At 73.1% G+C, this 24,884-nt stretch carries 23 protein-coding genes; 10 read left to right on the top strand and 13 right to left on the bottom strand.

Annotated features, from left to right (window positions below):
• Positions 1 to 54: 54 nt before the first annotated feature.
• Positions 55 to 891 carry an aldo/keto reductase gene (locus PT931_RS34830; protein ID WP_456249976.1) on the bottom strand — a complete coding sequence of 279 codons (837 nt, stop codon included), beginning with the start codon at positions 889 to 891 and terminating at the stop codon, positions 55 to 57.
• Between the two features lie 108 nt (positions 892 to 999).
• Between PT931_RS34830 and PT931_RS34825 the strand changes: the two genes are divergently transcribed.
• Entirely contained in the window at positions 1,000 to 1,227 is a 228-nt protein-coding gene (locus PT931_RS34825; protein WP_456249975.1) for a DUF6289 family protein, read from the top strand.
• Positions 1,228 to 1,247: 20 nt separating this feature from the next.
• On the opposite strand, the gene PT931_RS34820 is transcribed toward PT931_RS34825, so the two are convergent.
• The 8 genes from PT931_RS34820 to PT931_RS34785 all read right to left on the bottom strand — a co-directional run bounded on the left by PT931_RS34820 (position 1,248) and on the right by PT931_RS34785 (position 10,407).
• The gene (locus tag PT931_RS34820; protein WP_456249974.1) at positions 1,248 to 1,715 is read right to left on the bottom strand and encodes an N-acetyltransferase family protein; all 468 of its coding nucleotides are present in this window, start codon (positions 1,713 to 1,715) and stop codon (positions 1,248 to 1,250) included.
• Entirely contained in the window at positions 1,712 to 2,329 is a 618-nt protein-coding gene (locus PT931_RS34815) for a hypothetical protein (protein ID WP_456249973.1), read from the bottom strand. The genes PT931_RS34820 and PT931_RS34815 overlap by 4 nt, the downstream gene beginning before the upstream one ends.
• Entirely contained in the window at positions 2,314 to 3,813 is a 1,500-nt protein-coding gene (locus PT931_RS34810) for an alpha/beta hydrolase (protein ID WP_456249972.1), read from the bottom strand. Before PT931_RS34810 ends, PT931_RS34815 begins: the two co-directional genes overlap by 16 nt.
• A gap of 13 nt (positions 3,814 to 3,826) precedes the next feature.
• A complete protein-coding gene (locus PT931_RS34805) occupies positions 3,827 to 4,018 on the bottom strand; it encodes a hypothetical protein (RefSeq protein ID WP_363726226.1) in 192 nt (63 codons plus the stop codon).
• An 80-nt stretch (positions 4,019 to 4,098) separates the two neighbouring features.
• Complete coding sequence (locus PT931_RS34800; RefSeq protein WP_456249971.1) at positions 4,099 to 5,028, bottom strand: DNA double-strand break repair nuclease NurA; 930 nt, start codon at positions 5,026 to 5,028, stop codon at positions 4,099 to 4,101.
• Positions 5,029 to 5,031: 3 nt separating this feature from the next.
• Positions 5,032 to 7,461, bottom strand: coding sequence for an AAA family ATPase (locus tag PT931_RS34795; protein WP_456249970.1), 2,430 nt, complete (start codon positions 7,459 to 7,461; stop codon positions 5,032 to 5,034).
• Positions 7,461 to 8,591, bottom strand: a complete 1,131-nt coding sequence (locus tag PT931_RS34790) for a metallophosphoesterase family protein (protein WP_456249969.1) — start codon at positions 8,589 to 8,591, stop codon at positions 7,461 to 7,463. The genes PT931_RS34795 and PT931_RS34790 overlap by 1 nt, the downstream gene beginning before the upstream one ends.
• A 97-nt stretch (positions 8,592 to 8,688) precedes the next feature.
• Positions 8,689 to 10,407: an ATP-binding protein gene (locus PT931_RS34785; protein WP_456249968.1), complete on the bottom strand. Its 1,719-nt coding sequence runs from the start codon at positions 10,405 to 10,407 to the stop codon at positions 8,689 to 8,691.
• A 120-nt stretch (positions 10,408 to 10,527) separates the two neighbouring features.
• Here PT931_RS34785 and PT931_RS34780 point away from each other — a divergent pair, with 120 nt between their 5' ends.
• Positions 10,528 to 11,421 carry a 2OG-Fe(II) oxygenase family protein gene (locus tag PT931_RS34780; protein ID WP_456249967.1) on the top strand — a complete coding sequence of 298 codons (894 nt, stop codon included), beginning with the start codon at positions 10,528 to 10,530 and terminating at the stop codon, positions 11,419 to 11,421.
• Here PT931_RS34780 and PT931_RS34775 read toward each other — a convergent pair.
• The gene (locus PT931_RS34775) at positions 11,411 to 12,412 is read right to left on the bottom strand and encodes a potassium channel family protein (protein WP_456249966.1); all 1,002 of its coding nucleotides are present in this window, start codon (positions 12,410 to 12,412) and stop codon (positions 11,411 to 11,413) included. The genes PT931_RS34780 and PT931_RS34775 overlap by 11 nt on opposite strands.
• 38 nt (positions 12,413 to 12,450) lie before the next feature.
• Between PT931_RS34775 and PT931_RS34770 the strand changes: the two genes are divergently transcribed.
• Both PT931_RS34770 and PT931_RS34765 read left to right on the top strand, forming a co-directional pair.
• Positions 12,451 to 12,774, top strand: coding sequence for a hypothetical protein (locus tag PT931_RS34770; RefSeq protein WP_456249965.1), 324 nt, complete (start codon positions 12,451 to 12,453; stop codon positions 12,772 to 12,774).
• Between the two features lie 154 nt (positions 12,775 to 12,928).
• Positions 12,929 to 14,671 (top strand): ABC transporter substrate-binding protein, encoded by a 1,743-nt coding sequence (locus PT931_RS34765; RefSeq protein ID WP_456249964.1) that lies wholly within the window; start codon positions 12,929 to 12,931, stop codon positions 14,669 to 14,671.
• Positions 14,672 to 14,708: 37 nt separating this feature from the next.
• On the opposite strand, the gene PT931_RS34760 is transcribed toward PT931_RS34765, so the two are convergent.
• A complete protein-coding gene (locus PT931_RS34760; protein ID WP_456249963.1) occupies positions 14,709 to 15,437 on the bottom strand; it encodes an ArsR/SmtB family transcription factor in 729 nt (242 codons plus the stop codon).
• Positions 15,438 to 15,685: 248 nt separating this feature from the next.
• Here PT931_RS34760 and PT931_RS34755 point away from each other — a divergent pair, with 248 nt between their 5' ends.
• Positions 15,686 to 16,570 carry a GNAT family N-acetyltransferase gene (locus tag PT931_RS34755; RefSeq protein ID WP_456249962.1) on the top strand — a complete coding sequence of 295 codons (885 nt, stop codon included), beginning with the start codon at positions 15,686 to 15,688 and terminating at the stop codon, positions 16,568 to 16,570.
• A gap of 116 nt (positions 16,571 to 16,686) precedes the next feature.
• The gene (locus PT931_RS34750; RefSeq protein WP_456249961.1) at positions 16,687 to 17,241 is read left to right on the top strand and encodes a Uma2 family endonuclease; all 555 of its coding nucleotides are present in this window, start codon (positions 16,687 to 16,689) and stop codon (positions 17,239 to 17,241) included.
• 86 nt (positions 17,242 to 17,327) lie between these two features.
• On the opposite strand, the gene PT931_RS34745 is transcribed toward PT931_RS34750, so the two are convergent.
• The gene (locus PT931_RS34745) at positions 17,328 to 17,765 is read right to left on the bottom strand and encodes an Lrp/AsnC family transcriptional regulator (protein WP_456249980.1); all 438 of its coding nucleotides are present in this window, start codon (positions 17,763 to 17,765) and stop codon (positions 17,328 to 17,330) included.
• 132 nt (positions 17,766 to 17,897) lie between these two features.
• On the opposite strand from PT931_RS34745, the gene pdhA reads away from it, so the two are divergent.
• From pdhA to PT931_RS34730, 3 genes are read left to right on the top strand one after another with little or no spacing between them, the layout of a single operon-like run.
• Positions 17,898 to 19,052 carry a pyruvate dehydrogenase (acetyl-transferring) E1 component subunit alpha gene (pdhA, locus tag PT931_RS34740; RefSeq protein WP_456249960.1) on the top strand — a complete coding sequence of 385 codons (1,155 nt, stop codon included), beginning with the start codon at positions 17,898 to 17,900 and terminating at the stop codon, positions 19,050 to 19,052.
• The gene (locus tag PT931_RS34735; protein WP_456249959.1) at positions 19,049 to 20,071 is read left to right on the top strand and encodes an alpha-ketoacid dehydrogenase subunit beta; all 1,023 of its coding nucleotides are present in this window, start codon (positions 19,049 to 19,051) and stop codon (positions 20,069 to 20,071) included. The genes pdhA and PT931_RS34735 overlap by 4 nt, the downstream gene beginning before the upstream one ends.
• The gene (locus tag PT931_RS34730) at positions 20,068 to 21,462 is read left to right on the top strand and encodes a dihydrolipoamide acetyltransferase family protein (RefSeq protein ID WP_456249958.1); all 1,395 of its coding nucleotides are present in this window, start codon (positions 20,068 to 20,070) and stop codon (positions 21,460 to 21,462) included. The genes PT931_RS34735 and PT931_RS34730 overlap by 4 nt, the downstream gene beginning before the upstream one ends.
• Positions 21,463 to 21,523: 61 nt before the next feature.
• Here PT931_RS34730 and PT931_RS34725 read toward each other — a convergent pair whose 3' ends face one another.
• Positions 21,524 to 21,706 carry a hypothetical protein gene (locus PT931_RS34725; RefSeq protein WP_456249957.1) on the bottom strand — a complete coding sequence of 61 codons (183 nt, stop codon included), beginning with the start codon at positions 21,704 to 21,706 and terminating at the stop codon, positions 21,524 to 21,526.
• Positions 21,707 to 22,337: 631 nt separating this feature from the next.
• On the opposite strand from PT931_RS34725, the gene PT931_RS34720 reads away from it, so the two are divergent.
• Complete coding sequence (locus PT931_RS34720; protein ID WP_456249956.1) at positions 22,338 to 24,860, top strand: LuxR C-terminal-related transcriptional regulator; 2,523 nt, start codon at positions 22,338 to 22,340, stop codon at positions 24,858 to 24,860.
• The last annotated feature ends 24 nt before the right edge of the window (positions 24,861 to 24,884 follow it).

Genomic DNA, 24,884 nt, shown 5'->3' with positions numbered 1-24,884 from the left:
SCCCCCCCCCCCGCCGGSGGGGCCGCCGGGCGCCCGGCGCCCCCCACGGCTCGGTCAGCGGGTCAGGGCCGAGATGGCCGCGAACTCCTCGTCGGTCAGCTCGACCGCCCGGGCCCCCATGTTCTCCTCCAGGTGCGCCACCTTCGACGTCCCCGGGATCGGCAGCATCACCGGCGACCGGCGCAGCAGCCACGCCAGCGCCAGCTGCACCGGCGTCGCGGCGTGGTTGCGCGCGATCTCCTCCAGCGGGCCGCCGGGCCGGGCCAGGTCGCCGGTCGCGATCGGGTACCACGGGAAGAACGCGATCCCGTGCTTCTCGCAGTGGTCGACGACGGGCTCCCAGTCCCGTTCGACCAGGTTGTACATGTTCTGCACGCTCACGACCGGCACGTACTCGCGGGCCTGCTCGATCACCTCGACCGTCACCTCGGACAGCCCGACGTGCCCGATCTTGCCCTCCCGCCGCAGGTCGGCCAGCTCGCCGAACTGCTCCTCCGCCGGCCGGGTGGGGTCGACCCGGTGCAGCTGGTAGAGGTCGATCCGCTCCAGCCTCAGCCGGCGGAGGCTGTCCTCGACCTTGGCCCGCAGGTCGTGGCCGTCCATCACCCACCGCCCGGGGCCGGGCCGGTTGAAGCCGCCCTTGGTCGCGATGACCAGATTCTCCGGGTACGGGTACAGCGCCTCGGCGATCAGCTCCTCCGACACCGCGGGCCCGTACGAGTCGGCCGTGTCGATCAGGTTCACCCCGAGGTCGACGGCGCGGCGCAGCACCCGGACCGCCTCGTCGTGGTCGGCCGGCGGGCCCCAGACGCCGGTGCCGGTGATCTGCATGGCCCCGAACGCGAGCCGGTTGACCGTGTGCTCTCCGCCGAGCACGAAGGTAGATGTCATGTCGGAGACGATACCGGGCCGTACCCGACGGACATTGAGGTTGGTCATTGACCTGGGGGTGGTGGGGCGCGACGATGACGGCACCCACCGTCCAGAGAGGACTCAGACATGATCCGTCGCGCGATGCTCGTCGGCGCACTCGTCGTCGCGGGGCTCACGGCCACCGCCGTCCCCGCCCAGGCCTTTCCCGAGGGCCCTTTCATGGTCGTCTACGCCTACTTCTCGGACGCCGCCAAGACGCAGCTCATCGGCCAGACGTGGAATGCGGGCTGCGGCTCCGCCGGCTCGTGGGGCGCGACCACCGGCTACCGGACCGTCTACTTCACGGCCTGCTGACCACGGTCGGGCAGGGGGCACTACACGGGCGCGCCCGGTCCCGCCGGCAGGGTGAGCTTCATGCCCTCGTGGCTGGCCACGAACCCGAGGTCCGTGTAGAACCGCTGCGCGTCGGTCCGCGACTTGTCCGTGGTCAGCTGGACCAACGCGCAGCCGTGCTCCCGGGACGTCTCGATCAGCCACTCGAACATCCGCCGGCCCAGGCCCCCGCCCCGCCGGTCGGCCCGGATCCGGACCGCCTCGATCAGCGCCCGCTCCGCGCCCTGCCGGCTGATCCCGGGGATGAACGTCAGCTGCGCGCAGCCGACCACCTCCCCGTCGTCGTCCAGCACGATCAGCCGGTTGCGCGGGTCGGCGGAGATGTCGGCGAACGCCTTCTCGTGCCGGGCGTCGACCACCCCGGTCTCGCGGCGGGCGCCGAGCGGGTCGTCGGCGAGCAGGGCGAGGATCGTGGGCAGGTCGGCCCGGGTGGCGTCGCGGAAGATCATGTCCCGATCCTACGATCCATGATCCGTTCGGTGGCCTCGAGGACCTGCCACCACCAGGACACCGCCCGGTACCGGTGCGGGGCCGCCACCGCGCCGAGCACCCCGGCGTCGAGCCGGCCGGCCCGCTCGGCGGCCTCCGTGACCAGGCTCGTCGCGGACAGCACCCGGGGCGCGGCCAGCAGCGCGAGGGGCCGGCCGCGGCTGGCGAACAGCGCGCCGAGCATCGTCACCGCCGCGTCGAGCGCCTCCGGGGCCACCGAGCCGGTGCTGTCGGCGGGCAGCGGCTCCCACCCGCCGGCCGGGTTCAGATACTGCGGGCGGGCCTCGGTGGGCAGGGACGCGGCGAGGATCCGGCCGATCCCGAACAGATCGAAGACCTCGACGACGGGTACGGGTGCGGTGTCCCGACCCTCCTCCGGAGGAGGGCGGTCGGCCGGGGTCCCCTCCGGCGCCTCCGCCGGGCTGGACGGCGCGGGGCGCCCGCCCAGGTGCCCGGCCAGGGCCTCGGCCGTGGGGAACAGGTACACCGTGTCGGGGCCGCCGAGGAAGTCCCGCCCCGACCACAGCACGTGCCCCGACCCGGACGGCAGCCGCAGGATCAGGTGGCGGGGCATACCGTGTCCGGGGCCGGGGCCACCAGCTCGATCAGGTACCGGTTGACCGCCTCGGTCACGCACCGCGTCTCCGGGTACGCCGTGTGCCCCTCGCCGTCCCAGGTCAGCACCCGCCCGGTCCCGAGCAGCCTCGCGAGCGTGGGCGTCTGCTCGTACGGCGTCGCCGGGTCGCCCCGGGTGCCGACCACGAGCAGGGGCGGCGCGCCGGTGGCGGCCCCGGCGGCGTACGGGTCGCGCCCGCCCGGCCAGTAGACGCAGCTCAGCAGCCCGATGGCGAGGTTCGCGCCGAACAGCGGGTACTTCGCCCGCCACTGGCCCTGCAACGCCCGGACCTGCTCGGCGGTCGGGTCCTTCGCGGAGTCCGCGCAGTTCACGGCGGTGTTGGCGTCCAGCAGGTTGGAGTAGTGCCCCTTGGCGTCGCGGCCGTAGTACCCGTCGGCGATCGTGAACACCCGGTCGGGGTTCCCGTCGCGCACGTCGGCCAGGGCGCGGGCGAGTTCGGGCCAGTCGCCCCGCTGGTACAGGGAGCCGACGATGGCCAGGAACACCCAGCCGGCGGTGGCCTTCCGGGAGCCGCGCGCGGCAGGTTCCCGGCGGGCGGCGGCCATGATCCGGTCCACTGTGGCCCGGGCGTCGCCGCCGAGCGGGCAGGTCGAGCCCGCCGTCCTACACCAGGCGGCGAAGTGGGTGAACGCGCGCTCGAAGCCGGCGGCCTGGCCCTCGGCGGAGGCGACGGCGTCCTTGTCCGGGTCCACGGCCCCGTCGAGCACGGCGGCCCGGACCTTCCCCGGGTACCGGTGCGCGTAGACCGCGCCGAGCAGCGTGCCGTACGAGTAGCCCAGGTAGGTGAGCTTCTCGTCGCCCACGGCCACCCGGATCGCCTCGATGTCCTGGGCGGTCTGCCGGGTCGAGTACACCTTGAGGGTGGTGCCGTACTTCGCCCCGCAGCCCTCGCCGATCCTGCGGAACTGCGCGGCCACCTCGGCGAACTGGGCGTCGCTCACCGGGTCGGGCTCGGCGGCGGTCGCGGCGTCCTTGTCGGCGTCGGACACGCACTCGACCGGGGTGGACCGGCCCACGCCGCGCGGGTCGAACCCGATCACGTCGAACCGGCGGAGCAGCTCGACGGGGGCGGCCGAGGCGAAGTACGCCGCGTAGTCCACGCCCGAGGAGCCCGGCCCGCCCGGGTTCAGCACGAGCGAGCCGATCCGGTCCCGCTGGCCGGTGCGGCGGGCCCGGATCAGTGCCAGGTCCAGGGTCGCGCCGGCCGGCTGGGCCCAGTCCTGCGGGACGGTGAGGGTGCCGCAGTCGAGGGCGGTGTTCGCGGGAACCCGCAGGCCCCGGCACGGGGTCCACTCCAGAACCCGGGCCGCGCCGGACGGTTTCGGGGCCGGCTCGTCCCACCGGCCCGTCGGGCCGGTACAGCCGGCGAGTGCCGCCGTCAGGACGAGCAGGACCGCGACACTTCTGTTCCCCGTGGACATCCGGGCAACGGTATCAGCGCAGCGGGTCGCGGCCCGTCACGTCGAGGACGAGTCGCCGCAGGTCGGCCAGGTCGCCGGGCGGCGGGGGATACACCCCGGTGAGCACCTGGGCCAGGCAGTCGGACTCGGCGGCGTCGAGGGGCACCTGCCACCGGCGGCCGTCCGTCCGGACGTCGAGGAAGTGACCGTGATTGTCGTGATGCACAAAGGCGTACATGAATATGACCTCCCAAATTGGAAAACGAGAACATATCCAGGAGGTGACGGGTACGAACCAAGACTTGTTCAGACCACGGCGAGTCGCAGCGAACGGTGCAGGAGTCGCGCGTCGCCGAGCAGCGCCCGGAGCCGCCGTTCCAGGCCGCCGATCGGCAGCAGGTTCTGCGGGGCGCGCGGGTCCTTGTAGGGGCTGGACGCCAGCCGGGGCAGGGTCACGGCCGACAGGTCGGCGAGCGCGACGGCCTCGGCCAGCGACAGCTCCGCCGGGCACTCGACCCGCACCACCCCGGCCCAGGGCGCGCCGTCCCCGCCGGGCAGCTGCACGTACCAGCTCAGCCGGGGGAACGGGCTGCCCAGCCGGAAGATGGGCGTGCGCTGCCCGGAGTCCAGCACGTTGACGACCGACGTGTGCGACGGCGGCAGGTACTGCGCCCGGTGCGTCTTGATGTACCCCAGCACCCGGGGCAGCGAGGACCGGCCCTGCAACGGCCCGTCCACGATCAGGAGGTCGTGGTCGTCCCCGGCCTGCTGGGCGACCCGGATCTCCAGCTCGCGCAGCTTGGCCTGGATCCCGGCGTCCAGCTTGGCCGGGTCGTCGCTGCCGACCGGCACGGAGATGTACGTGGCGCCGCGCACCGGCATCGCGGCGACCCGCTCGGCGGTGAACAGGGCCCGCTCGACCAGCGGGGCGTCCAGGGTGGCGCTGCCGGCGGCGAGGTCGCAGGTGACCACCCCGGCGGCGTAGGAGGCGGCGACGCCCAGGCTCGGCGGGCCCGGTTCGCCCGAGTCGAGCCAGACCCGGGCGTCGATCCGCCGGACCCCGTCGACCAGCCGGATCAGCCGGGCCTCGGCGACGGTGCCGGGGGTGACCGGCCGCCAGTCCGACATCTCCAGGTCGGTCTCGACCTCGGTCTTGCTGGGCGTCCGGTCGTCGCCGGAGAGGGAGGTCCCGTAGCCGGGATCCCACGTGTCGACGTGCATTCTCACACCGGACATCTCTCAGGTCACCCGCTCCACATAGGCGCTCTGCGCGTTCTTGCGCACCTCGTAGCGCACCGGGATCCGTTCGGCCAGCGCGGGGACGTGGGTGACGACGCCCACGAGCCGGTCGCCGCGCGCGGCCAGGTTCTCCAGCGTCGCGGCCACCACGTCCAGCGTGGCACCGTCGAGGGTGCCGAACCCCTCGTCGAGGATGATCGCGCCGAGGGTGGTGGCGTTGCTGGACATCCCGGCCAGCCGGTCGGACAGCGCCAGGGCCAGGGCGAGGGACGCCTGGAACGTCTCCCCGCCGGACAGGGTGCGCACCGCGCGGTGCTGTTCGGCGTCGTGGTGGTCGACGACGTAGAAGTCGCCCTTGTCGTGCCCCAGCTCGTACTGCCCCGAGGACAGCTCCATCAGCAGCGTCGACGCGCCGTCCACGAGCTGGTCGAGGGCCTCGGCGAGCAGCCAGCGCTTGAAGTTGTTGGCGTTGAGGTGCTGGGCGAGGGCCTTGGCGACCGTGACGTCCCGCTCGTGCCCGTCGCGCTCGGTGCGGAGCCGGGCGGCCCGGTCCCGGGCGTCGGTCAGGCCCGCGAGCAGCGCGGACGCGCGTTCGACGGCGACGGCGGCGTCCCGCACCGGGCTGCCGGTCCGGGGCACCTCGGCGGCGGCGAACAGCGCGTCGACGGCGGCCCGGGCGGCGGTCAGCGCCCCGGCGGCCCCCGACGCGACCAGCGCGGCCCCGTCGCGGGCGGCCCGCAGTGTCGCGGCCCGGTCGGCGGCCCAGGCGGCGAGCGCGGCCCAGGAGCCGGCCAGGTCCTCGCGGTCGGCGGCCGGCGGGCCGAGCACGGACAGCCCGTCGCGGACCCGGTCGTAGCCGGCCCAGGCGCGCTGCACGGCCCCCCGGGCGGCGTCGAGCTCGTTGCCGCAGGTCAGGCGGTGTCTGCGCAGGGTGCGCAGTTCGGTGCCGGCCGCGTCGAGGCGCTTGGTGAGGTCGTGCGCGGCGGCCAGGGACGCGGCGACCTCCACCCGGTCCGGCTTGCCGACGAACCAGGCCGTGGCCCGTTCCAGCCGGGCCCGGGCGTCGTCGAGCTTCGTGCGGGCCGCGGCCTCCTCCCGGTCGGTGTCGCGGTGCCGGCGCAGGGCGGACTCGTGCCCGGTCCGGGCCGTGGTCACGTCCCGCTCGGCGGCGGTCAACAGCGCGCTGGCGGGTACGCCGGGCACCTCGTCCACCGTCCGCAGGCACACCGGGCAGTCGTCACCGGCCCGCAGATGGCCGCGCAGGGCCGCCGCGAGTTCCCCGGTCCGGGCCGCGTCCCGGGCCGCCTCGGCCGCACTCAGGGCCCGCGCGGCACCCTCCAGCGTGGACGTGGCGGCGGCGTGCGCGCCCTCGGCGAGGGTCAGCGCGGCGGCGTGCCGGTCGATCTCGGCGGGGATCTCGTCGGCCCGCTCGTACGCGTCGAGGAGTTTGGCCAGGCTCGCCGGGTCGCCGGCGGTGTCCCGGGCGCGGAGGAGCTGCTCCTCGGCGGCCTCGGCGGCGGCGACCTCCGCGTCGGCGCGCGCGACGGCCGCGAGCGCGTCGGTGGCCCGGACCACCAGGGTGTCCGTGTCGGCGGGGGCGGTGACCGCGCCGATGGTGCGGAGCTGCTCCTCGGCGGCGCGCAGGGCCCTGGCGGCCTCGTCGGCGGCGCTCTCCGCCCCGGCCAGGCCCGGCAGCGCCGCGTCCACGTCGGCGGCGAGCGCGCCCAGCTGCTCCAGCCGCCGGCTGGCGTCGGCGAGCGCCTCGTCGGTCGGCACCCCGCCGGCCAGTTGGCGCTCGATCGACTTCAGCTCGCCCTCGGCGACGAGCGCGACCTCGTGGGCCCGCTCCCGGACGGAGTCGTAGACGCCCAGGCCGAGCAGGTTGACCAGGATCTGCTGCCGGCTCGCGGGCGTGGCGTGCAGGAACTCGGCGAACGCGCCCTGCGGCAGGATCACGCACGTCACGAACTGCTCGTACGGCAGCCCGACGGCCTTCTCCACCGCCGCGTCCATCTCGCTGGGCGAACCGGCCAGCACGTCCCCGAGCTGCTCGGCGTCCAGCCCGGTGTCCAGGGTGGACAGGTCGAAGTCGGGGTGCAGCCGCTCCAGCCCCGCGTGTTTGGTCTGCGGGGTGCCGGCCTTGCCGATCCGGCGGACCACCCGGGTCGCCACGTACCGCGCGCCGCCCGCCTCGAACACGAGCCGCACCCGGGCCTCGGCGGCCGAGGGGCCGAGCACGCCGCCCACCCCGCCGCGCTTCCCGGACCGGGGCACCGTGCCGTACAGGGCGAAGCAGATCGCGTCCAGCAGGGTGGACTTGCCCGAACCCGTGGGCCCGACCAGGGCGAACAGGTCCGCGCCGGTCAGATCCAGGGTCGCCGGCTCCCGGAACACCGTGAAGCCGGCGACGTCGAGCCGTAGCGGACGCATCAGTGCAGCTCCGTGTAGATCTTGTCGAACAGCTCGGCGACCGCGGGGTCGTCGTGGCCGGCCTCGGTCAGGTAGCTGGAGAACAGTTCCTTCGCGCCCCGCCCGGCCCGCACCGCCCGGTCGGCCTTCCGGGCGTCGGCGAGCATCGCCGGGTCGACCCGGATCTCCAGCGCGTTCGGCAGGAAGGACTGGGCCTCCTCGCGCAGGCCGGCCCGGGGCTTCTCCGAGACGTACGCCCGCAGCCAGGCGTCGCCGGTGTCCAGGGCGCGCAGCTCCTCCAGGGTGCCGCGCACGGTCCTGAGTTCCCGGGCGCTGCGGATCGGCACCGGGCGGACCTTCGCCGGGGTGTCGGGGGACACCTCCACCAGCACGGCGGACGGCTGGTTGTCGGCCTCGCCGAAGTCCACGGCGAGCGGGCTGCCCGAGTACTGCACCCGGGTCGGGCCCACCACGTCCTGGGTGCGGTGCAGGTGCCCGAGGGCCACGTAGTGCGTGCTGGTCGGGAACACGGCGGTCGGCACCGCGTACTGCGCCACGGTGTGCGCCTCGCGTTCCCCGCCGCCCATCCGGCCGCCGACCATGGTCAGGTGCGCGGTGAGCAGGTTCACCGAGTCGCCGGTCTGGTCCTTCGTCAGCGCGCGGACCAGCCGGGCGACGTGGTCGGCGTACAGCTGGTCGGCCTCGGCGGAGGTCAGGTCGAACATCTCGGTGGCCCGGACCGCGTAGCGCTGCGACAGCCAGGGCAGGGCCGCGCACCTCCACGGTTCGCCCGCGTCGGTGATGCCGGTGATCAGCAGGTCCCGGCTGATGATGCCGCGCATCGAGATGCCGGCCGCCTCCGCCCAGCTGCGGTGCGCCTCCAGCGCGGGGCCGTTGTCGTGGTTGCCGGCGATCGCCACCACCGCCCCGGCATTGCGGCGCAGTGCGGACAGGGTGCGGACCACCAGCTTCTGGGACTCCGCGCCCGGGGCGGCCGTGTCGTAGAGGTCACCGGCGACGATCACCAGGTCCGGGTGCTCGGCGGCGCACAGCTCGACGAGCTCGCCCAGTACCCGGATGTGCTCCTCTGCTCTGGCATTGCCTTTCAGGACCTTTCCGACATGCCAGTCGGAGGTGTGCAGAATCTTCACGCGCACTCCGTCCGGGCCGCCGGTTCGCTCATGTGTGCCATCGTGCCCCATCGGCGCCGATCATCACGGGCAGGCACGCCGGTGCGCTCTCGCCGGTCTAGAACGGGATGTCGTCCAGGTCGTCCCCGGCCAGCGAGAACGGGTCCGCACCCTGCGTCACCGAACGCTGCGCGCCGACCGGCATCGCCCCCGCCTCGCTGGGCCGGGTCGCCCACGACGGGAACGGGAACTCCACGACCAGCGGCACCGGGATCTCCGGCTGCGCGATGAACATCGTGCCCGGCTTGGCCAGCAGCACCCGCTGGCGCTGCGAGGCCGGCAGGAAGCCGTACTCCGGCCGGGACGCCTCCGCCGGGTCCAGCCGGCCGACCACCCGCACCGCCGAGTTGCCGACGATCCGGCGCTCCACCTCGCTGGCGGTCTGCTGCGCGCCGATCAGGATCACGCCCAGCGACCGGCCCCGCTCGGCGATGTCGAGCAGGATCTCCTTGATCGGGCTCGTCCCGTCCCGCGGCGCGTACTTGTTCAGCTCGTCGAGCACCACGAACTGCAACGGCTTCGCCGAGCCCGCCTTCTCCTTGCGCTCGAACTCCGTCCGCAGCGTGACACCGACCACGAACCGCTGCGCCCGGTCGGGCAGGTTGTGCAGGTCCACGACGCTGACCTGCGCCTCGGACGTGTCGATGCCGTGCGGCCGGCGCGGCAGGTCGCCCCGGATCAGCCGGCCCAGGTCCTTCTTGCTGCCGATCAGGCGCCGGCTGAACGCGTTCACCGTGCCCAGCCCGATGGCCTGACCGCCCCAGGTGGTGCGGGTCTCCTCGTCGGCGAGCTGCGCGCACACGTAGTCGACCAGGTCCTCGTACGAGTTGAGCCGCTGGCCGTCGACCACCACCCCGCCGTCGGCCGGCGTGGCCACCTTCGCCAGGTGCGCGGCGACCTGGTGCACCACCATCGTGTACTGCTGCCGCTCGTCGTCGGCGTCGGCGAACACGAACGGCAGCAACCGCAGGGAACAGAAGTCGGCGAGGGTCCAGTAGAAGGCGTCCACGCCCGTCGTCCGGCACGCCACGTCCGGGGTGCCGGCGGCCGACCCGGCGCGCGGCGGCGCGAACACGGCCACCGACCGGAACGGCCCGGCCGGCATCCCCAGCTCCGCGTACTTCGCCCGGGTGTCGTCGTCCAGCTTCGCGTTCGGGTGGTCGAGGAGCAGCAGGTCCTCGCCCTTCACGTTGAAGATCAGCGCCTTGGTGTTGGCGACCTCCGCGCCGAGCACCCCGGAGTGGAACACGGAGTACAGCAGCCAGGTCGCGAAGCTCGTCTTGGTGGCCACGCCCGAGATGCCCGAGATGGACACGTGCGCGCCCCGGGTGCCGTCGAGGAAGTCCGCGTTGAGGAACACCGCCGCGCCGTCCCGGCCCAGGCCGAGGGGGATCCGGCGCTCCATCCGGTCGAAGTACAGCGCGGAGGCCCGCTCGTCGCCCGTCGCCCGGTGCACGGCGCTGCCGGGGCGCGGCGGCACGTACACCTCGGGCTCGACCCGGGTCGTGGTCACCTCTGCCGCCTCCTGCACCTCGGCGGGCAGCTGACCGGCGGAGATCGCGAACACGTCCGACTCGAACTGCGCGCCCTCGTGCCGGGCCCTGACCTGGGTCACCACCCCGGAGATCGCCACCGGCTCGCGGCCGGGCACCTCACGCCGGGTGACGACGACATCGTCCAGTTGCAGGTACGCCCCCGGTCTGACGGCCACCCAGAAGGCCAGGGGCGTGGCGTCCACCGTGCCGAGCACGAGGCCAACGGGATCGCTCTGCGTCATGTGCCCCATCGTGCCCTACCGCCGCCCGCGCCGCCGCCGGGCCGCCCAGGTTCGCACCCGGGTCGTGCGGCGCGGCGTCGACGGGTCCTGCGCCCGAGCGGGAGGCATTAATATGAATGGATGCGTATCGCCATGATCGACTGCGCCGGCGCGCACGCGCCCGAGGAATTCACCCGATCGCTGCACGAAACTGGTTTCGCCGTCCTCACCCGGCATCCGGTTCCCCCCGGGCACGTCTCGGCGATGGCCGTCGAGTGGCTGCGGTTCTTCGGCGGCGGGGCGAAGTTCGGCTACCGGAACACGGTCGGGCAGGACGGCTACTTCCCGCCCGACCCGGCGCCGGAGGGCGAGCCGTCCCGCGATCACAAGGAGTTCTTCCACGTCCGCCCCGGAGGGGTCTACCCCGGGGAGGTGTCGGACCAGGCGCTCCGGCACTTCGACGCCGCGCTGGCCCTGGCCAGGACGCTGCTGACCTGGTTGCAGTCGCACACGCCCCGGGACCTGTCCAGCCACTGCGGCACCCCGGTGGCGCGCATGCTGGACGGCTCCTCCGGGTCGGTCCTGCGCATTCAGCACTACCTACCTCTGGACGCGGGGTTGCGGGCCGGCCCGCTGCGCGCGGTCGCGCACATGGACCTCAACCTGATCACCATTCTGCCCACGCCCAGTGAGCCCGGCCTCGAGGTGCAGGACGTCCACGGCCATTGGCACGAGATTCCGCGCTCGGAGGGGTCACTCGTCATCAACGTGGGGGAAATGCTGGAACTCCTCAGCGGCGGGTACTTTCCCGCGACGCCGCATCGGGTGCGCCATCCCCGCGAAAACGAGGCATCGGGTTCGCGGCTGTCGTTCCCGCTCTTCCTGCATCCCGCGGCGGAGGTGGTCCTCACGGAGGGTACGACGGCGGAGACGTTCCTGAGGCGCAGGATCGCCGAGTTGCGGGGTCTCGGCTGGCGGCCGGCACCCGGTGGCGACGGCCGGACGACGTCCGGGCGGGCCCCCGCTACGTCGTGATGACGACGAGCAGGTCCCCGGCCTCGATGGTCGTCACCTGGTCGTAGTGGTACTTGCGCCCCGCCCGCAGGATCGCCACGATCAGCGCGTCGCACTCGGCCGGCGGCTTCCCGACCTCCCCGGCCGTCGGCGCCCGCTCCACGATGTCGAGCCCCTCGCCGGGGACCAGCAGCTCCGACATCGTGTCGGAGATCTCCGGGTTCGTGGTGGCCACCCCGAGCAGCCGGCCGGCCGCCTCCGAGGAGGTGATCACCGAGGTCGCGCCGCTCTGCCGGACCAGCGGCCCGTTCTCGGCCTCGCGGACGCTGACCGCGATCACGGCGTCCTTGTTGAGCTGGCGGGCGGTCAGGGTGACGAGGACCGCGGTGTCGTCCCGGTCCGCGGCCACGATGATGTGGCTGGCCGCCCCGGCGGACGCGTGCCGGAGCACACTGCTGCGGGTCGCGTCGCCGAGCACGCCCGCGTACCCGTCCGCCGTCGCCTCCTTGACCAGCTCCGAGTTGCGGTCCACGACCACGATCTGCCCCACCGGCACCCCGTTGCGGACCAGCGTGTCGATGGCGCTGCGCCCCTTCGTGCCGTAGCCGACGACGACGGTGTGTGCGCGCAACGTGGACCTCCACCGGGTGAGCCGCCACTGCTGGCGGGTGCGTTCGGTCAGTACCTCGAAGGTGGTCCCGATCAGGACGACCAGGAAGGCCACCCGCAGCGGGGTGACGACCAGGATGTTGACGATCCGGGCGGTGTCGCTGACGGGGACGATGTCGCCGTAGCCGGTCGTGGACAGGCTGACGGTCGCGTAGTAGAGCGCGCCGAGCAGGTCCAGGCTCTCGTGGTTGTTGTCCTTGTACCCGTCGAGGTCCACCGCCACGGCCACGAACATCACCGCGAGCAGGGCCAGCGCGATCAGTACCCGGCGGCCCATCCGGCGCAGCGGCCCGACCTCGGGCAGCGGCAACCGCACGTTCGCTGGCTCAAGTCTGCCCGTCACGCTGAGTAGCCTACCGGGCGTCGCCTACTCTTGGTCCCGTGAAGACACGTGGAAACATCGCCGCCGCCCTGCTGGCCCTGTTCCTGGCCGTCCCCGCCCTGGCCGCCTGCAGCTCCGACGGGGCGAAGACCAGTTGCAGCCTCGACTCTTGCACCGTCACCTTCGACCGGGGTGTCGCGGCGTCGACCAGCATCCTCGGTGTCGAGGTGAAGTTCGTCGGCGTGGACAACGGCCAGGTCAAGATGTCCGTGGCCGGCCAGGAGATCACCGCGCCGGTGTCGCAGGAGACCGACGTGGCCGGGATGAAGGTCACCGTGCAGAACGTGACGGACACCGAGGTGGTCGTCCAGATCGCCCGCTGAGCCGCCGGTCGCCGGGCACCCTGCCGGGTGCCCGGGCCGCGACCTCCGTGAGACCCCGCCGTGACAGTAAGGCTGGGAACGAAAGGCCTACCCTCCCGCGCGCCCCGCTTCCTACGGTCGGACCAGGAGATCCGACTCGACACAGGAGGCCGTGATGCGGCGGAGCGCAGTACAGCTCGTCGTGGGCGCACTGGCCGTCGGCCTTGCCCTCACCGGGTGCGAGAGCACAGGAAACACGGGCACGGACGGCGACAAGAACGCAGTCAAGCAGGACATCATCATCGACCGCGAGGGCAAGACGCCGACCCCGGCGCCGGAGGTTCCGGGCGCGAAGAAGGGCGGCCAGATCAACTGGCTGCAGGACGGCGAGTTCCAGCACTTCGACCCCCAGCAGATGTACTACTCGGACTCGCTCAACGTGGGTACCCAGGTCATGTTCCGCATGCTGACCACGTTCGTGGAGGACCCCAACGGCGGTCCCCTGAAGCTGGTGGGCGACCTGGCCACGAACACCGGCGTGTCCTCCGACGGCGACAAGACGTGGACGTACACGCTCCGCGACGGGATCAAGTTCGAGGACGGCTCGCCGATCACCTCGAAGGACATCTCCTACGGCGTGGCCCGGTCGTTCAGCACGTACGGCGACCAGGGGATGCAGTACATCCAGAACGCGCTGGACCCGAAGCGGGCGTACAAGGGGCCGTACTCCGGTGACCTGAACGTGCCGGGGATCAAGACGCCGGACGACAAGACGATCGTGTTCACGTTCCCGCAGCCGCACGCGGAGTTCCCGTACCTGGCGGCGTACCCGACCGTGGTCCCGGTGCCGAAGGCGAAGGACAGCAAGGAGAAGTACGAGGACGAGTGGGTGGCCTCCGGCCCCTACAAGCGTCAGGTGCAGAAGAAGGACCAGTTCATGGTCCTGGAGCGCAACCCGCACTGGGACGCGAAGAGCGACCCGGTCCGGCACCAGTACGTGGACACCATCAAGTTCGACTGGTCCGTCAACCGCACCAGCCAGACCAACCGGCTCAAGGCCAGCGAGGGCGACGACCGGACGGCCGTGATGTCGGCCTCGGTCGCGCAGCAGGACATCTCCACGGTGTCCGGTGACCCGGCGCTGAAGGGCCGGACGATGGAGGCGGCGACGCCGTTCACCAACTTCGTCTACATCAACACGACCCGGGTCACCGACCTGGACGTCCGCAAGGCGCTGAACTACGCGTTCGACCGGGACTCGTTCGTCAAGGCCCTCGGCGGGCTGAAGGTGGCCCGGCCGGCGACCACGATCCTGGCGCAGACCGTGCCGGGCTTCAAGAACTACGACGTGTTCCAGGCCGGCCCGAGCGGCGACATGTCCAAGGCCAAGAAGCTGGTCGAGGGCAAGAAGGTCCCGAAGCTGGGCTACTGCTTCCCGAACACCGCCAACGGCCAGAAGAACGCGGCCGTGGTGCAGGCGGCGCTCCAGCGCGACGGCGTGTTCGACGTGGCGCTGGTGCCGGTGGAGACCAAGGAGTACTCCAACGTGGTCGGCGCGTCCGCGACCACCTGTGACCTGATCGCCAACGGCTGGGCGGCGGACTTCCCCGACGGGGCCAGCACGCTGCAGGTGCTCTTCGACGGCACCGGCATCCGGCCCACGGGCAACCAGAACCTGTCGTACCTGAACGTCCCGTCGCTCAACGAGGAGTTCGCGAAGCTGGCCCTGATGGGCGACCGCGCGAAGGCCGCCCCGCTCTACGGCGACCTCGACGAGAAGATCATGCGGGAGTACGCGCCGGTCATCCCGACGCACTACGTCCGGGCGTACCAGCTCAACGGCACCAAGGTGGGCGGCGCGTTCATGAGCCCGCTGTACGCGCAGGTCAACCTGACCGGCATCTACGTCAACCCGTAGACGCCCGCTGACCGCCGCCCCGGCCCGGGGGCGGCGGTCACCGCGTCTCCAGCATCCGTTCGCCGAGCGGGGTCAGTGAGTGCAGCACGGACTGCCCCGCCCGGCGGGTGCTGATCGCCCCGGCGGCGCGCAGGATCGTCGCGTGCTGGCTGGCGGTGGCGGCGGAGACCCCGGTGCGGAGAGCCAGTTCACTGGTACTGGCCCCGCCCGCCGACAACACGCTCAGCATCGCCGCCCGGGCCCGTCCGATCAGGGCACCCAGGTCGCGGGGCTCGGGGGCGGGTTCGGCCGCCGCCGGGTACACCAGGATCCGGTCCTCGTGCAGTTCCGGCCGCCGCCAACAGAACACGGAGGGCTGCAACAGGAGCCCGCCGCCGTCGAGGCGCACCTCCCGGTCGGGCCCCGGAACCTCCAGCACGGGGGCGTCCCACCGCACGGCAGGGTGCAGCGTACGCAGCAGCAGCCCCGTCCCGCCGTCCAGCAGCGCCCGGTTCCGCCCGGCCCGGTCGGCGGCCACCCGGGAACGGATCTGCTCCCAGTGCGGGGCGACGGCCAGTTCCCGGAACCGTTCGGCGGCCGTCGCGTCGGCCCGGTCCGTCAGCGCCCGGGGCAGCCGGCCGCGCAGGCCGCGCCGCCAGTCCCCGAACGGGGAGGGGCCGCCGTCGAAGAGCACCCGCAGCCCGTACCGCAGCTCGAGGTCGGCGTCGGGTTCGGTCGCGACGCTGGTGTTGGCCACATCGGCCAGGGTGAAGTGAATTCGGAGCATGGGGACACCTCCGACCGCAGCGTAGGGTCGCGCGGGTCACGTCCCTCCACGCCGGACGATCACGTTCCCATTACCTTGATCACGATTGGGCATCCTTTGCGCCCTGCCGGTGATCCAGGTCATGCGATACCCGCCAACCGGCGTCTTCCGTCCACTTTCCGCTGCTGGACGCGGCCGGGGGACCGCGGAGCGGGTCGTTCCCGGGAAATCCGGCTGCCCGATCACCCCGCGGGGCCTAGATTGCGTGCATGACCCAGTGGCGCCCCCTCTCCGTGACCGACCTGCCCGCCCTCGCGGCCCTGACCCGGTCGGTGCTCGCCGTCGACGGCGGCCTCCCGCAGTCGGCCGACGAGGGTTTCCTCCGCGGCCGGTACCTCGGCGGCGAGGCGCTCGGCGGCTTCGAGGACGACGCCCTGATCGCGGCCGCGGCGGTCCGCCCGGTCGGACCGGCCACCGGCACCGCCGGCCAGCCGGGGATCGGCCTGACCGGGATCGTCGGCCAGGTCGCACCCGCCCACCGGGGCCGCGGCCTGGGCCGGCACCTGCTCGACTGGAGCCTGGCCCGCGCGGCCCGTCCCCGGGTCGAGTCGGAGTCCTGGACCCCGGCCGTCGACCGCCTCCTCACCCGCTACGGCCTCGAACGCACCTTCGGCGAGCTCGTCATGACCTGCCCGCTCGCGGACCTGACCGTCGTGCCGTTCCCGCCGGGCGTGACCGTGGAGGAGTGGCGGTCGGGCAACGAGGCCGACTTCTTCGCCGCGTACGACGGCTCCTTCCGGGACCGGCCCGGCTTCCCCGGCTGGTCGGCCGAGGAGTGGATCGACTGGATCAGCGGGGACGAGGACGACTTCCGCGCGGACTGGGCGCTGCTGGCCCGCGACGCCGACGGCACCCCGGCGGGTTTCTGCGTCGCGAGCCCCGACCACGCGATCGGCCAGGCGGGGGTGCGCCCCGGGTGGCGCCGCCGGGGCCTGGGCCGGGCGCTGCTCACGGAGTCGGCCCGCCGGATGCGCGACGAGGGCGCGACCTCGGTCCTCCTGATGGTCGCCACGAACAACCCGTCCGCCACGGCGCTCTACGAGTCCCTGGGCTACACCGAAACGGGCCAACGCGCCCGCTACGAACACGCCTGACGACCCGGTCGGCCTAGTCTGATACCTGCCAGGATCACGCTGACAGTGAACGGCGGCGGGGCATGAATATCGAACAGCCGTGCGAGAATGGTCCGGATGGCGAAGGAGGTGTCCCGATGAGCGTCGCCGAGGTGTTCGACCACTCGAATCAGCCTTGGACGGAAGAGTCCTACTTCGCGCTGGGCGAGACGCTCAACCGGATCGAACTGTTCGATGGGAGCCTGATCGGGAGTCCGTCCGCCAGCCGGGTGCACCAGGCCATCTCCCGGCGACTGGCGAACCACCTGGAAACCGCCGTCGCGGCTGAGTTCGAGGTCAATGAGGCCATCAACCTCAGGCTGCGGCAGGATCGGATCTGCATTCCTGATGTCGTCGTCATCGATGACGTCCCCGCGGACCCGGTCGAGGCGGAACACGTCCGGTTCGTCGCGGAGATTGTTTCCCCAGGTAATCCGGGGAACGACAGGGTGGTCAAGTTCCACGTCTACGCGCAGGCTGGTATTCCGTGGTACCTGCTCGTCGAGACCGAAGGCGGGGATCTGGTGCTCAAGCTCTACCGACTCGAGTCGGGCGCTTACACGGAGCACGCCGTCGCCAAGGGGGACGAGTCCCTGCGGATCACGGAGCCCTTCACCGTGGACCTGTGCCCGAACAGCCTGCTCCGCCGCTGACCGGCGCGCCTGCTGAGGCCACGCGCGCCTGGCCTGGTGCGCCGACCCGTGGCGCTTCCCGCTCTCGTGGGGTCCCTGGCCCCGGGCTAGTGCGGCCCCGCGCCCGTGGCCTCGTCGAACACCAGCCACGTCCTGGTCCCCTTCACCCCGGGGATCTCCTGGATCTTCTCCAGCACCAGGTGCCGCAGCGCCGCGTTGTCGGGCGCCCGGACGAGTACGAGGATGTCGAAGTCGCCGCCGACGAGCGCGATGTGGTCCACGTACCGGATCACGCGCAGCCGGGCCACCACCTCCCGCCAGGTGTTCTGCTCGATCGTGACCATCACGTACGCGGGCGTGCCCAGTCCGGCGCGCTCGGGGTTGAGCCGCGCCCCGAAGCCGAGGATCACCCCGTCGGCGACGAGCCGGTCCACCCGGGCGTACGCGTTGGCGCGGGAGATGTGCAACTTCTCGGCGAGCGCGCGCATCGAGAGCCGTCCATCGACGGCCAGCTCGGTCAGGATCCTGTGATCCAGGTCATCCAGAGGTCTCGCGGTATCCGGTTTGTCCGGCACGGAAAAAGACGATTGGTCGCTCACAACCGTCGAGCCTAGCCGATTGTCGCGACCTGGGAGACCAGGTTGATCAGGCGTCTCGAAACGCGGCACCATGCGGATATGACAACGACGTCGACACGGGGCAAGTCGCCGAGGACCACGGCACGGGCGGTCGCCAAGACCAGTCCGGAGGCCAAGGCCGCCAGCGCGCTGCTGCCCGCCGAGCGCCCCATCCGCTTCCTGGACGAGCGGGGCGCCCGCGTCGACGAGCACCACGGCTACAGCGAGCCGCCGGTCGAGCTGCTCACGCAGGCGTACCGGAAAATGGTCGTCGGTCGTCGCTTCGACCAGCAGTGCACCGCGCTGACCAAGCAGGGCCGGCTCGCCGTGTACCCGTCGAGTCACGGCCAGGAGGCCTGCCAGGTCGGCGGCGTGCTCGCCCTGCGCGCCGACGACTGGATGTTCCCGACCTACCGCGAGTCCGTCGCGCTCGCCACCCGGGGCATCGACCCGGTCGAGGCGCTGACCCTGCTGCGCGGCGACTGGCACTGCGGCTACGACGCGGCCGCCTGGCGCACCGCCCCGCAGTGCACCCCGCTGGCCACCCAGACCATCCACGCGGCCGGCGTGGCCTACGGCGAGAAGCGCAAGGGCAACGACTCCGTCGCGCTCGCGTTCATCGGCGACGGCGCGACCAGCGAGGGCGACTTCCACGAGGCGCTCAACTTCGCCGCCGTGTTCGGCGCGCCCGTCGTGTTCCTGGTGCAGAACAACGGGTACGCGATCAGCGTCCCGCTCGCCAAGCAGACCAAGGCCCCGTCGCTCGCCTACAAGGGCGTCGGCTACGGCGTCCGCTCCGAGCGGGTGGACGGCAACGACCCGGTCGCCGTGCTCGCCGTGATGCTCGCCGCCGTCGAGCACGGCCGCAGCGGCAACGGCCCGTTCCTGGTCGAGGCGCACACCTACCGGATCGACGCGCACACCAACGCCGACGACGCCACCCGCTACCGGGAGGCCGGCGAGGTCGAGGAGTGGCGCACCAAGGACCCGGTCGCGCGGCTGGCCGCGTACCTGCGGTCCGTCGGGGCGCTCGACGACGCCCTCGAAGCCCGGATCAAGGACGAGTCCGAGGTGTACGCGGCGAACCTGCGCGAGCGGATGAACGCCGACCCGGTCCTCACCCCGACCGACCTGTTCGAGCACGTCTACGCCACGCCCACCCCCCAGCTCGTCGCCCAGCGCGCGCAGCTCCTCGAAGAACTGGCCGCCGAATGAGCACCACCGCCGCCCTGGCCGCGCCGACCGTCACCATGGCCCAGGCCCTCAACACCGCCCTGCGCGACGCGCTCAAGGACGACGACCGGGTGGTCGTGTTCGGCGAGGACGTCGGCGCGCTCGGCGGGGTCTTCCGGATCACCGACGGGCTGACCCGGGACTTCGGCGAGGACCGGTGCTTCGACACCCCGCTCGCCGAGGCCGGCATCATGGGCTTCGCGATCGGGATGGCCATGGCCGGGTTCCGCCCGGTGGTGGAGCTGCAGTTCGACGCGTTCGCGTACCCGGCGTTCGAGCAGATCCTGTCGCACGTGGCCAAGATGCGGAACCGGACGCGCGGCGCGATCACGCTGCCCATCGTCATCCGGGTGCCGTACGCGGGCGGCATCGGCGGCGTGGAGCACCACTGCGACTCCTCCGAGGCGTACTACGCGCACACCCCCGGGCTGAAGGTCGTGGCCCCGTCGACGGTCGCGGACGCGTACTCGCTGCTCCGCGAGGCGATCAACGATCCCGACCCGGTCGTCTTCCTCGAGCCCAAGAAGCTGTACTGGTCCAAGGACGAGGTGTCCCTGCCGGCAGCGACCGCCCCGTTCGGCAAGGCCGAGGTCCGCCGGGCCGGCACCGACGTGACCCTGCTCGCCTACGGGCCGTCGATGCCCGTGGCGATGGCCGCCGCCGACGCCGCCGTCGAGGACGGGTGGAGCGTCGAGGTCGTGGACCTGCGCACCATCAACCCGTACGACGACGCGACCATCGAGGCGTCCGTCCGCAAGACCGGGCGCTGTGTCGTCGTCACCGAGGCGTCCGGCTTCGCCGGGGTCGGCGCGGAGATGGCGGCCCGGGTGCAGGAGCGCTGCTTCCACGCCCTCGCCGCCCCGGTGCTGCGGGTGGCCGGCTACGACATCCCGTACCCGCCGCCGAAGCTGGAGCACCACCACCTGCCCGGCGTCGACCGGGTACTGGACACCATCGCCCGGCTCCAGTGGGACGACGTCCCGTTCGTGGGGTCCCGATGACCAGCGTGTTCAACCTTCCCGACCTGGGGGAGGGGCTGACCGAGGCCGAGGTCCTCGAGTGGCGGGTCGCGGTCGGCGACACCGTCGGGATCGACCAGATCGTGGTCGTGGTCGAGACGGCGAAGGCCGCCGTGGACGTGCCGTGCCCCTACGCGGGCACGGTGCTGGAACTGCACGGCGCGGCCGGTTCGGTCGTGGACGTCGGCAAGCCCCTGATCACGATCGGCTCCCCGGACGGCCGGGTCACGCCCGACACCTACCGGGACGAGGAGCGGGCCGGCGCGAAGGCCCCCGAGTCCAAGGGCTCCGGCAACGTCCTCGTCGGCTACGGCACCGCCGAGATGACCGGCCGCCGCCGTCGCCGCCTGGGCGCGGTCCCGGCCGGCCACGCCCCGGGCGGCACGACGACCACCGGCGCGGGCGCCACCGCCACGGCCACGGGAGCGGCCGCCGTCGCGGGCGCCCCCGGCGTCAACGGCACCGGCACCGCCGTGGCCGGGAAGCGGGCCCCGCTCGTCATCTCGCCCATCGTCCGCCGCCTGGCCGCCGACAACGCGGTCGACGTCGCGACCCTCGCAGGCTCCGGCCTCGGTGGCATCGTCACCCGCCGGGACGTCGAGTCCGCGATCGAGGCGGCCCGCGTCCCGGCGCCGACGCTGGTGGTGGTGCCGCAGGCGACCGCTCCGGCCGGTACCCGTCGTCTGGGTCTGCTCGACGAGCGGGTCCCGATCAAGGGCCAGCTCAAGGCCATGGCCGACCGGCTGACCCGCAGTCGCCGCGAGATCCCCGACGCCACCACCTGGGTCGACGTGGACGCCACGGGCCTGATGAACGCGAAGAACGAGCTGGCCGCCGGCTACCCGGACCACAGGGTCGGCGTCCTGGCCCTGCTCGCCCGGATCACGGTCGCCGGCCTGCTGCGCTACCCGCAGCTCAACGCGCAGGTGGACGGCGACGAGCTCGTCCGGCTGCCGTACGTGAACCTCGGGTTCGCCGCGCAGACCGAGCGGGGCCTCGTGGTGCCGGTCATCCGGGACGCGCACCTGCGGTCCACGGTGGAACTGGCCGACGAGATCGTCCGCCTGGTGGAGCTGGCCCGCGCCGGCCGCCTGGGCCTCGCGGACATGACGGGCGGCACGTTCACGCTGAACAACTACGGCGGGTACGGCGTCGACGGCTCCACCCCGATCATCAACCACCCGGAGGCGGCGATGCTCGGCGTCGGCCGGATCATCGACAAGCCGTGGGTGGTGGACGGTCAGCTCTCCGTGCGGAAGGTGACCCAGATGGGTCTCACCTTCGACCACCGGGTGTGCGACGGCGGGGTGGCCGGCGGCTACCTGCGCTACGTCGCCGACCGGGTCGAACGGCCGATGTTGCTGCTCGGCTGACAGACGGGGCCGGGGCTCTCCGCCCGGCCCGCGGACGCTCGGGTCGTGGGCCCCCAACGGCTCACGACTCGAGTTCGACGACCTTGATCCGCTGCTCGCCCGCCGCCACGGCCGGATCGTCCCGCCAGCGGTCGAACATGGCCAGTGCCTGGCCCCGGTCCCGCAGTTCGGTGCACTCCAGCACGAGCTCGCTGCCGGCGGCGTCGCGCGGCAGCCGGGTGCGGACGACCTGCCATTTGCCCACCGGCCACGTGGCGGGGCGGGTTTCCCCGTGATAGACAGGGGAGGCGTTGAATGGACGCTGCTCCACGAGTGGCTCCAGTTCTTCCGTGAGAATCGGGACGGGCGTCCCGGCGACCAACCACGTCGCCCGTCCTGGTTCGCTCTTTAACAAATCCTTTCACTGCCGCGCGAAGATCTACAAGTGCCCAGGTAGACGCATATTCGCAAGCCAGAGGGCCTGTAGCGCCACGATTCCACACAGTCCCCACAGGACGAATTGATCACGTTGCGTCGCGGCCCCATGACCCATTGTATTGACGTGCATCGTCGCACGCTCAGGATGCGGGGACCTTGTCACCGTGCGGTCCACGTATGACCGGCGGAGTGCGGATCGGTGCCGCGGCGTACCCGGAAAATGGGGTTTGTGCCCGTGACGCGACGGATGCCCCCGCCGCCGCTGCGGAGTGCGACGGGGGCACCGTGCTCGCCCACCCGCCGAGGGCCCGGCCGCCAGTGCGTGTGCGGGGCCGGGTGCGGGAGGCGCCCGAGGCGGGTGTGCGACACCTACCTGGGAGGATGCTCCCGGTTCGATGGTCCGGGTATCCATCCGTAGGGGACACGTGAACAACTCCTGTGGTTAGGTGGACGGATCCATGACTACGACTCCGTTCGTCGGCCGCGACGGCGTCCTCGCCACCCTGCGGGCGACGACGCCGGTCGGGTCGTGGGTCGTGTTCGTCGAGGGCGAGGCGGGGGCGGGGACCTCCCGACTGCTCCGTGAGTGGCTCGGTGACCGTCCGGCGCTGAGGTTGGCGTGTCCGCCGTTGGACCGGCCGGTGCCGTGGGCGCCGTTCGAGGCGGCCGGACCGGATTCCGCTCGGTCTGAAACCGCCGCTGTCGTCCCCGCCGACGCCGGGGCCGACCGGCTCGCCACGATGCGCCGGCTCCGCACCCTGCTGACCGGCCTCGTCGTCGTCGAGGACGCCCAGTGGCTCGACCCCGACTCCCGCGACCTGCTCCGCTGGGTCCTGGCCCGGCCGCCGCGCGACCTGCGCCTCGTCGTCACCTACCGCCCCGAGGAACTCCCCGCCCCCGGCTCCCCGCTCGGCCTGGTGACCACCCCGCTACCGTGCACGACCGTCCGGCTCGCCCCGCTCACCGCCGCCGACGTCGCCCGCTGGGACCCGGCCGCCCAGGTGCTGGTCGCCGCCAGCGGCGGGGTCGCGGGGGTGATCGCGGAGCTGCTCCGGCACGGCGACGCCCCCACCCTGGCCGCGCTCGTCGGGGCCCGGCTCGCCCGGCTGCGCGGCCCCGCCCTCGCCACGGCCCAGGCGGCGGCCGTGCTGCACGACCCGGCCCCCGAGGACACCCTGGCCGCCGTCGCGGGTGCCGACGGGCTGCTGGGCGCGCTGAAGGCCGGGATCCTGGTGGAACACCCGGGACTCCGCTACGGGTACCGGTCCCCGCTGGCCGCCCACGCCGGCTACGCCCTGGTCCCCGGCCCGGTCCGGCGGCGGATGCACCTGCGCGCGGCGGCGGCCCTCCGCGACCGGGGGGTGCCCGCCGCCCTGGCCCGGCACAGCCGCCTCGGGGGCCAGCGTGCCGACTGGCTCCGGTTCGCCGAGGAGGCCGCCGAGAGCTGCCTGGCCGACGGTGACCTGGAGGTCGTGGTCGGCCTGCTCCGCGACCTGCTGGCGGAGAGCACCGAGGACGACCTGGAGCTGCTCCGCCGGATGATCGAGGACCCGCGGCTGCCGGCCGCCGCGCGCGCCGAACTCGGCTCGGACCTCGGTGCCGTCCTGATGGACCGGCTCGGCCACGAGGGCGAGGGCCGGTGGGTCCTGGACCAGGCGCTGCGGGAGACCCCCGCCGAGCCGCCCCTGACCGCGCGGGCGCTGGCGGCGCTCGGGTTCCCGTACATGCCGCCGGGGGATCTGCGTGCGCACCGGGAGTACCTGGCCCGGGCCGCCGCGTGCGGGGACGAGGACCCGGCGGTCAGTACGGCGGTGCTGGCCAACCAGGCGGCCCTGCTGATGGTCACCGGCGACCCGGAGGCGTGGCAGGTCGCCGAACGGCTCGTCGCGCTCGGGGACGAACCCGGCCGCCGCCGACAGGTGTGCCGGGGGCTGAGCAACCTCGCGGACGCCGCCGCCTGGCTCGGGCACTACCGGGCGGCCGAGGACTTCCTCCGGGCCGGCAGCCTGCTGGCCGTCCGGCCGTACGACACGGCCTCGAACGGGACGGCGTTCCGGCTGGACTGGGCCCGGGGCCACTGGTCGGGGCTCGCCGAACGGGTCACGGCGGAGGTCGACCGGGCAGCCAACCAGTGGTGGGCCGCCGAGGGCAACCTCGTCCTCGGCCTGCTCGCCCTGGCCCGGGGCGACCGGCCCCAGGCGGACGCCCGGCTGCACGCGTCCGGGCTGGGCTGGGCGGACGAGGCCTCCGTCCCCGTGGTCGCCGCCGCGTCCGGCGCGCAGGTCCGGCTGCTGCTCGGCAACGACGACGTGGCCGGGGCGGCCCGGCTCGCCGACGAGGCCGTGGCCCGGGTCCGGCTCAAGGGCATCTGGACCTGGGCGGCTGAGCTGCTGCCGTGGGCGGTGACCGCGCTGCGCCGGGCCGGCCGGCCGGTGGACGCCCTGGTGGCCGAGTACGCCGCCGCGATCGAGGGCGCGGACGCGCCGCTGGCCATGGCGGCCCTGGCGTACTGCCGGGGCGAGTACGCCGCCGCCGAGGAGCGCTACGCGGCCCTGCCCCGGCCGTACGAGGCCGCGCTGTCCGCCGAGGCCGCCGCCCGGGACCGGCTCGGGAACGCCGCGACCCCGGGCGCCGCGGACGCGCCGGGCCGGCTGACGGCGGACCGGACGGCCGGGCTCGCGGAACTGGGGGCGGTCGCCGAGCGGTTCGCGCTGCTGGGGGCGGGGTGGGACGCGGCGCGCTGCCGGTACACCCTGAGGGTGCACGGCGTGGTGCCCGCGCAACGGGGCGGCCGGCCCGGCTACGGCAGGCTGCTGTCCCCCCGGGAACGGGAGGTCGCGGCGCTCGCGGCGGCCGGGCAGACCAACCGGGAGATCGCGGACGTGCTGTTCCTGTCGCCGCGGACGGTGGAACAGCACGTGGCGACGGCGATCCGCAAGCTCGGGGTGGCCTCGCGCGCGGACCTGCCACCCGCACCCTGAGCGCCACGGTGGACATGCGTAGCG

This window comes from Longispora urticae, from assembly GCF_053902585.1.
This window is presented reverse-complemented; position numbering and strand designations above follow the sequence as displayed.

Coding starts and splice junctions, on each gene's coding strand:
- PT931_RS34720 (WP_456249956.1), top strand. CDS start 22,338: ATGACTACGACTCCGTTCGTCGGCCGCGACGGCGTCCTCGCCACCCTG.
- PT931_RS34780 (WP_456249967.1), top strand. CDS start 10,528: ATGCGTATCGCCATGATCGACTGCGCCGGCGCGCACGCGCCCGAGGAA.
- PT931_RS34825 (WP_456249975.1), top strand. CDS start 1,000: ATGATCCGTCGCGCGATGCTCGTCGGCGCACTCGTCGTCGCGGGGCTC.
- PT931_RS34730 (WP_456249958.1), top strand. CDS start 20,068: ATGACCAGCGTGTTCAACCTTCCCGACCTGGGGGAGGGGCTGACCGAG.
- PT931_RS34810 (WP_456249972.1), bottom strand. CDS start 3,813: ATGTCCACGGGGAACAGAAGTGTCGCGGTCCTGCTCGTCCTGACGGCG.
- PT931_RS34735 (WP_456249959.1), top strand. CDS start 19,049: ATGAGCACCACCGCCGCCCTGGCCGCGCCGACCGTCACCATGGCCCAG.
- PT931_RS34820 (WP_456249974.1), bottom strand. CDS start 1,715: ATGATCTTCCGCGACGCCACCCGGGCCGACCTGCCCACGATCCTCGCC.
- PT931_RS34785 (WP_456249968.1), bottom strand. CDS start 10,407: ATGACGCAGAGCGATCCCGTTGGCCTCGTGCTCGGCACGGTGGACGCC.
- PT931_RS34760 (WP_456249963.1), bottom strand. CDS start 15,437: ATGCTCCGAATTCACTTCACCCTGGCCGATGTGGCCAACACCAGCGTC.
- PT931_RS34765 (WP_456249964.1), top strand. CDS start 12,929: ATGCGGCGGAGCGCAGTACAGCTCGTCGTGGGCGCACTGGCCGTCGGC.
- PT931_RS34830 (WP_456249976.1), bottom strand. CDS start 891: ATGACATCTACCTTCGTGCTCGGCGGAGAGCACACGGTCAACCGGCTC.
- PT931_RS34750 (WP_456249961.1), top strand. CDS start 16,687: ATGAGCGTCGCCGAGGTGTTCGACCACTCGAATCAGCCTTGGACGGAA.
- PT931_RS34755 (WP_456249962.1), top strand. CDS start 15,686: ATGACCCAGTGGCGCCCCCTCTCCGTGACCGACCTGCCCGCCCTCGCG.
- PT931_RS34800 (WP_456249971.1), bottom strand. CDS start 5,028: ATGTCCGGTGTGAGAATGCACGTCGACACGTGGGATCCCGGCTACGGG.
- PT931_RS34795 (WP_456249970.1), bottom strand. CDS start 7,461: ATGCGTCCGCTACGGCTCGACGTCGCCGGCTTCACGGTGTTCCGGGAG.
- pdhA (WP_456249960.1), top strand. CDS start 17,898: ATGACAACGACGTCGACACGGGGCAAGTCGCCGAGGACCACGGCACGG.
- PT931_RS34815 (WP_456249973.1), bottom strand. CDS start 2,329: ATGCCCCGCCACCTGATCCTGCGGCTGCCGTCCGGGTCGGGGCACGTG.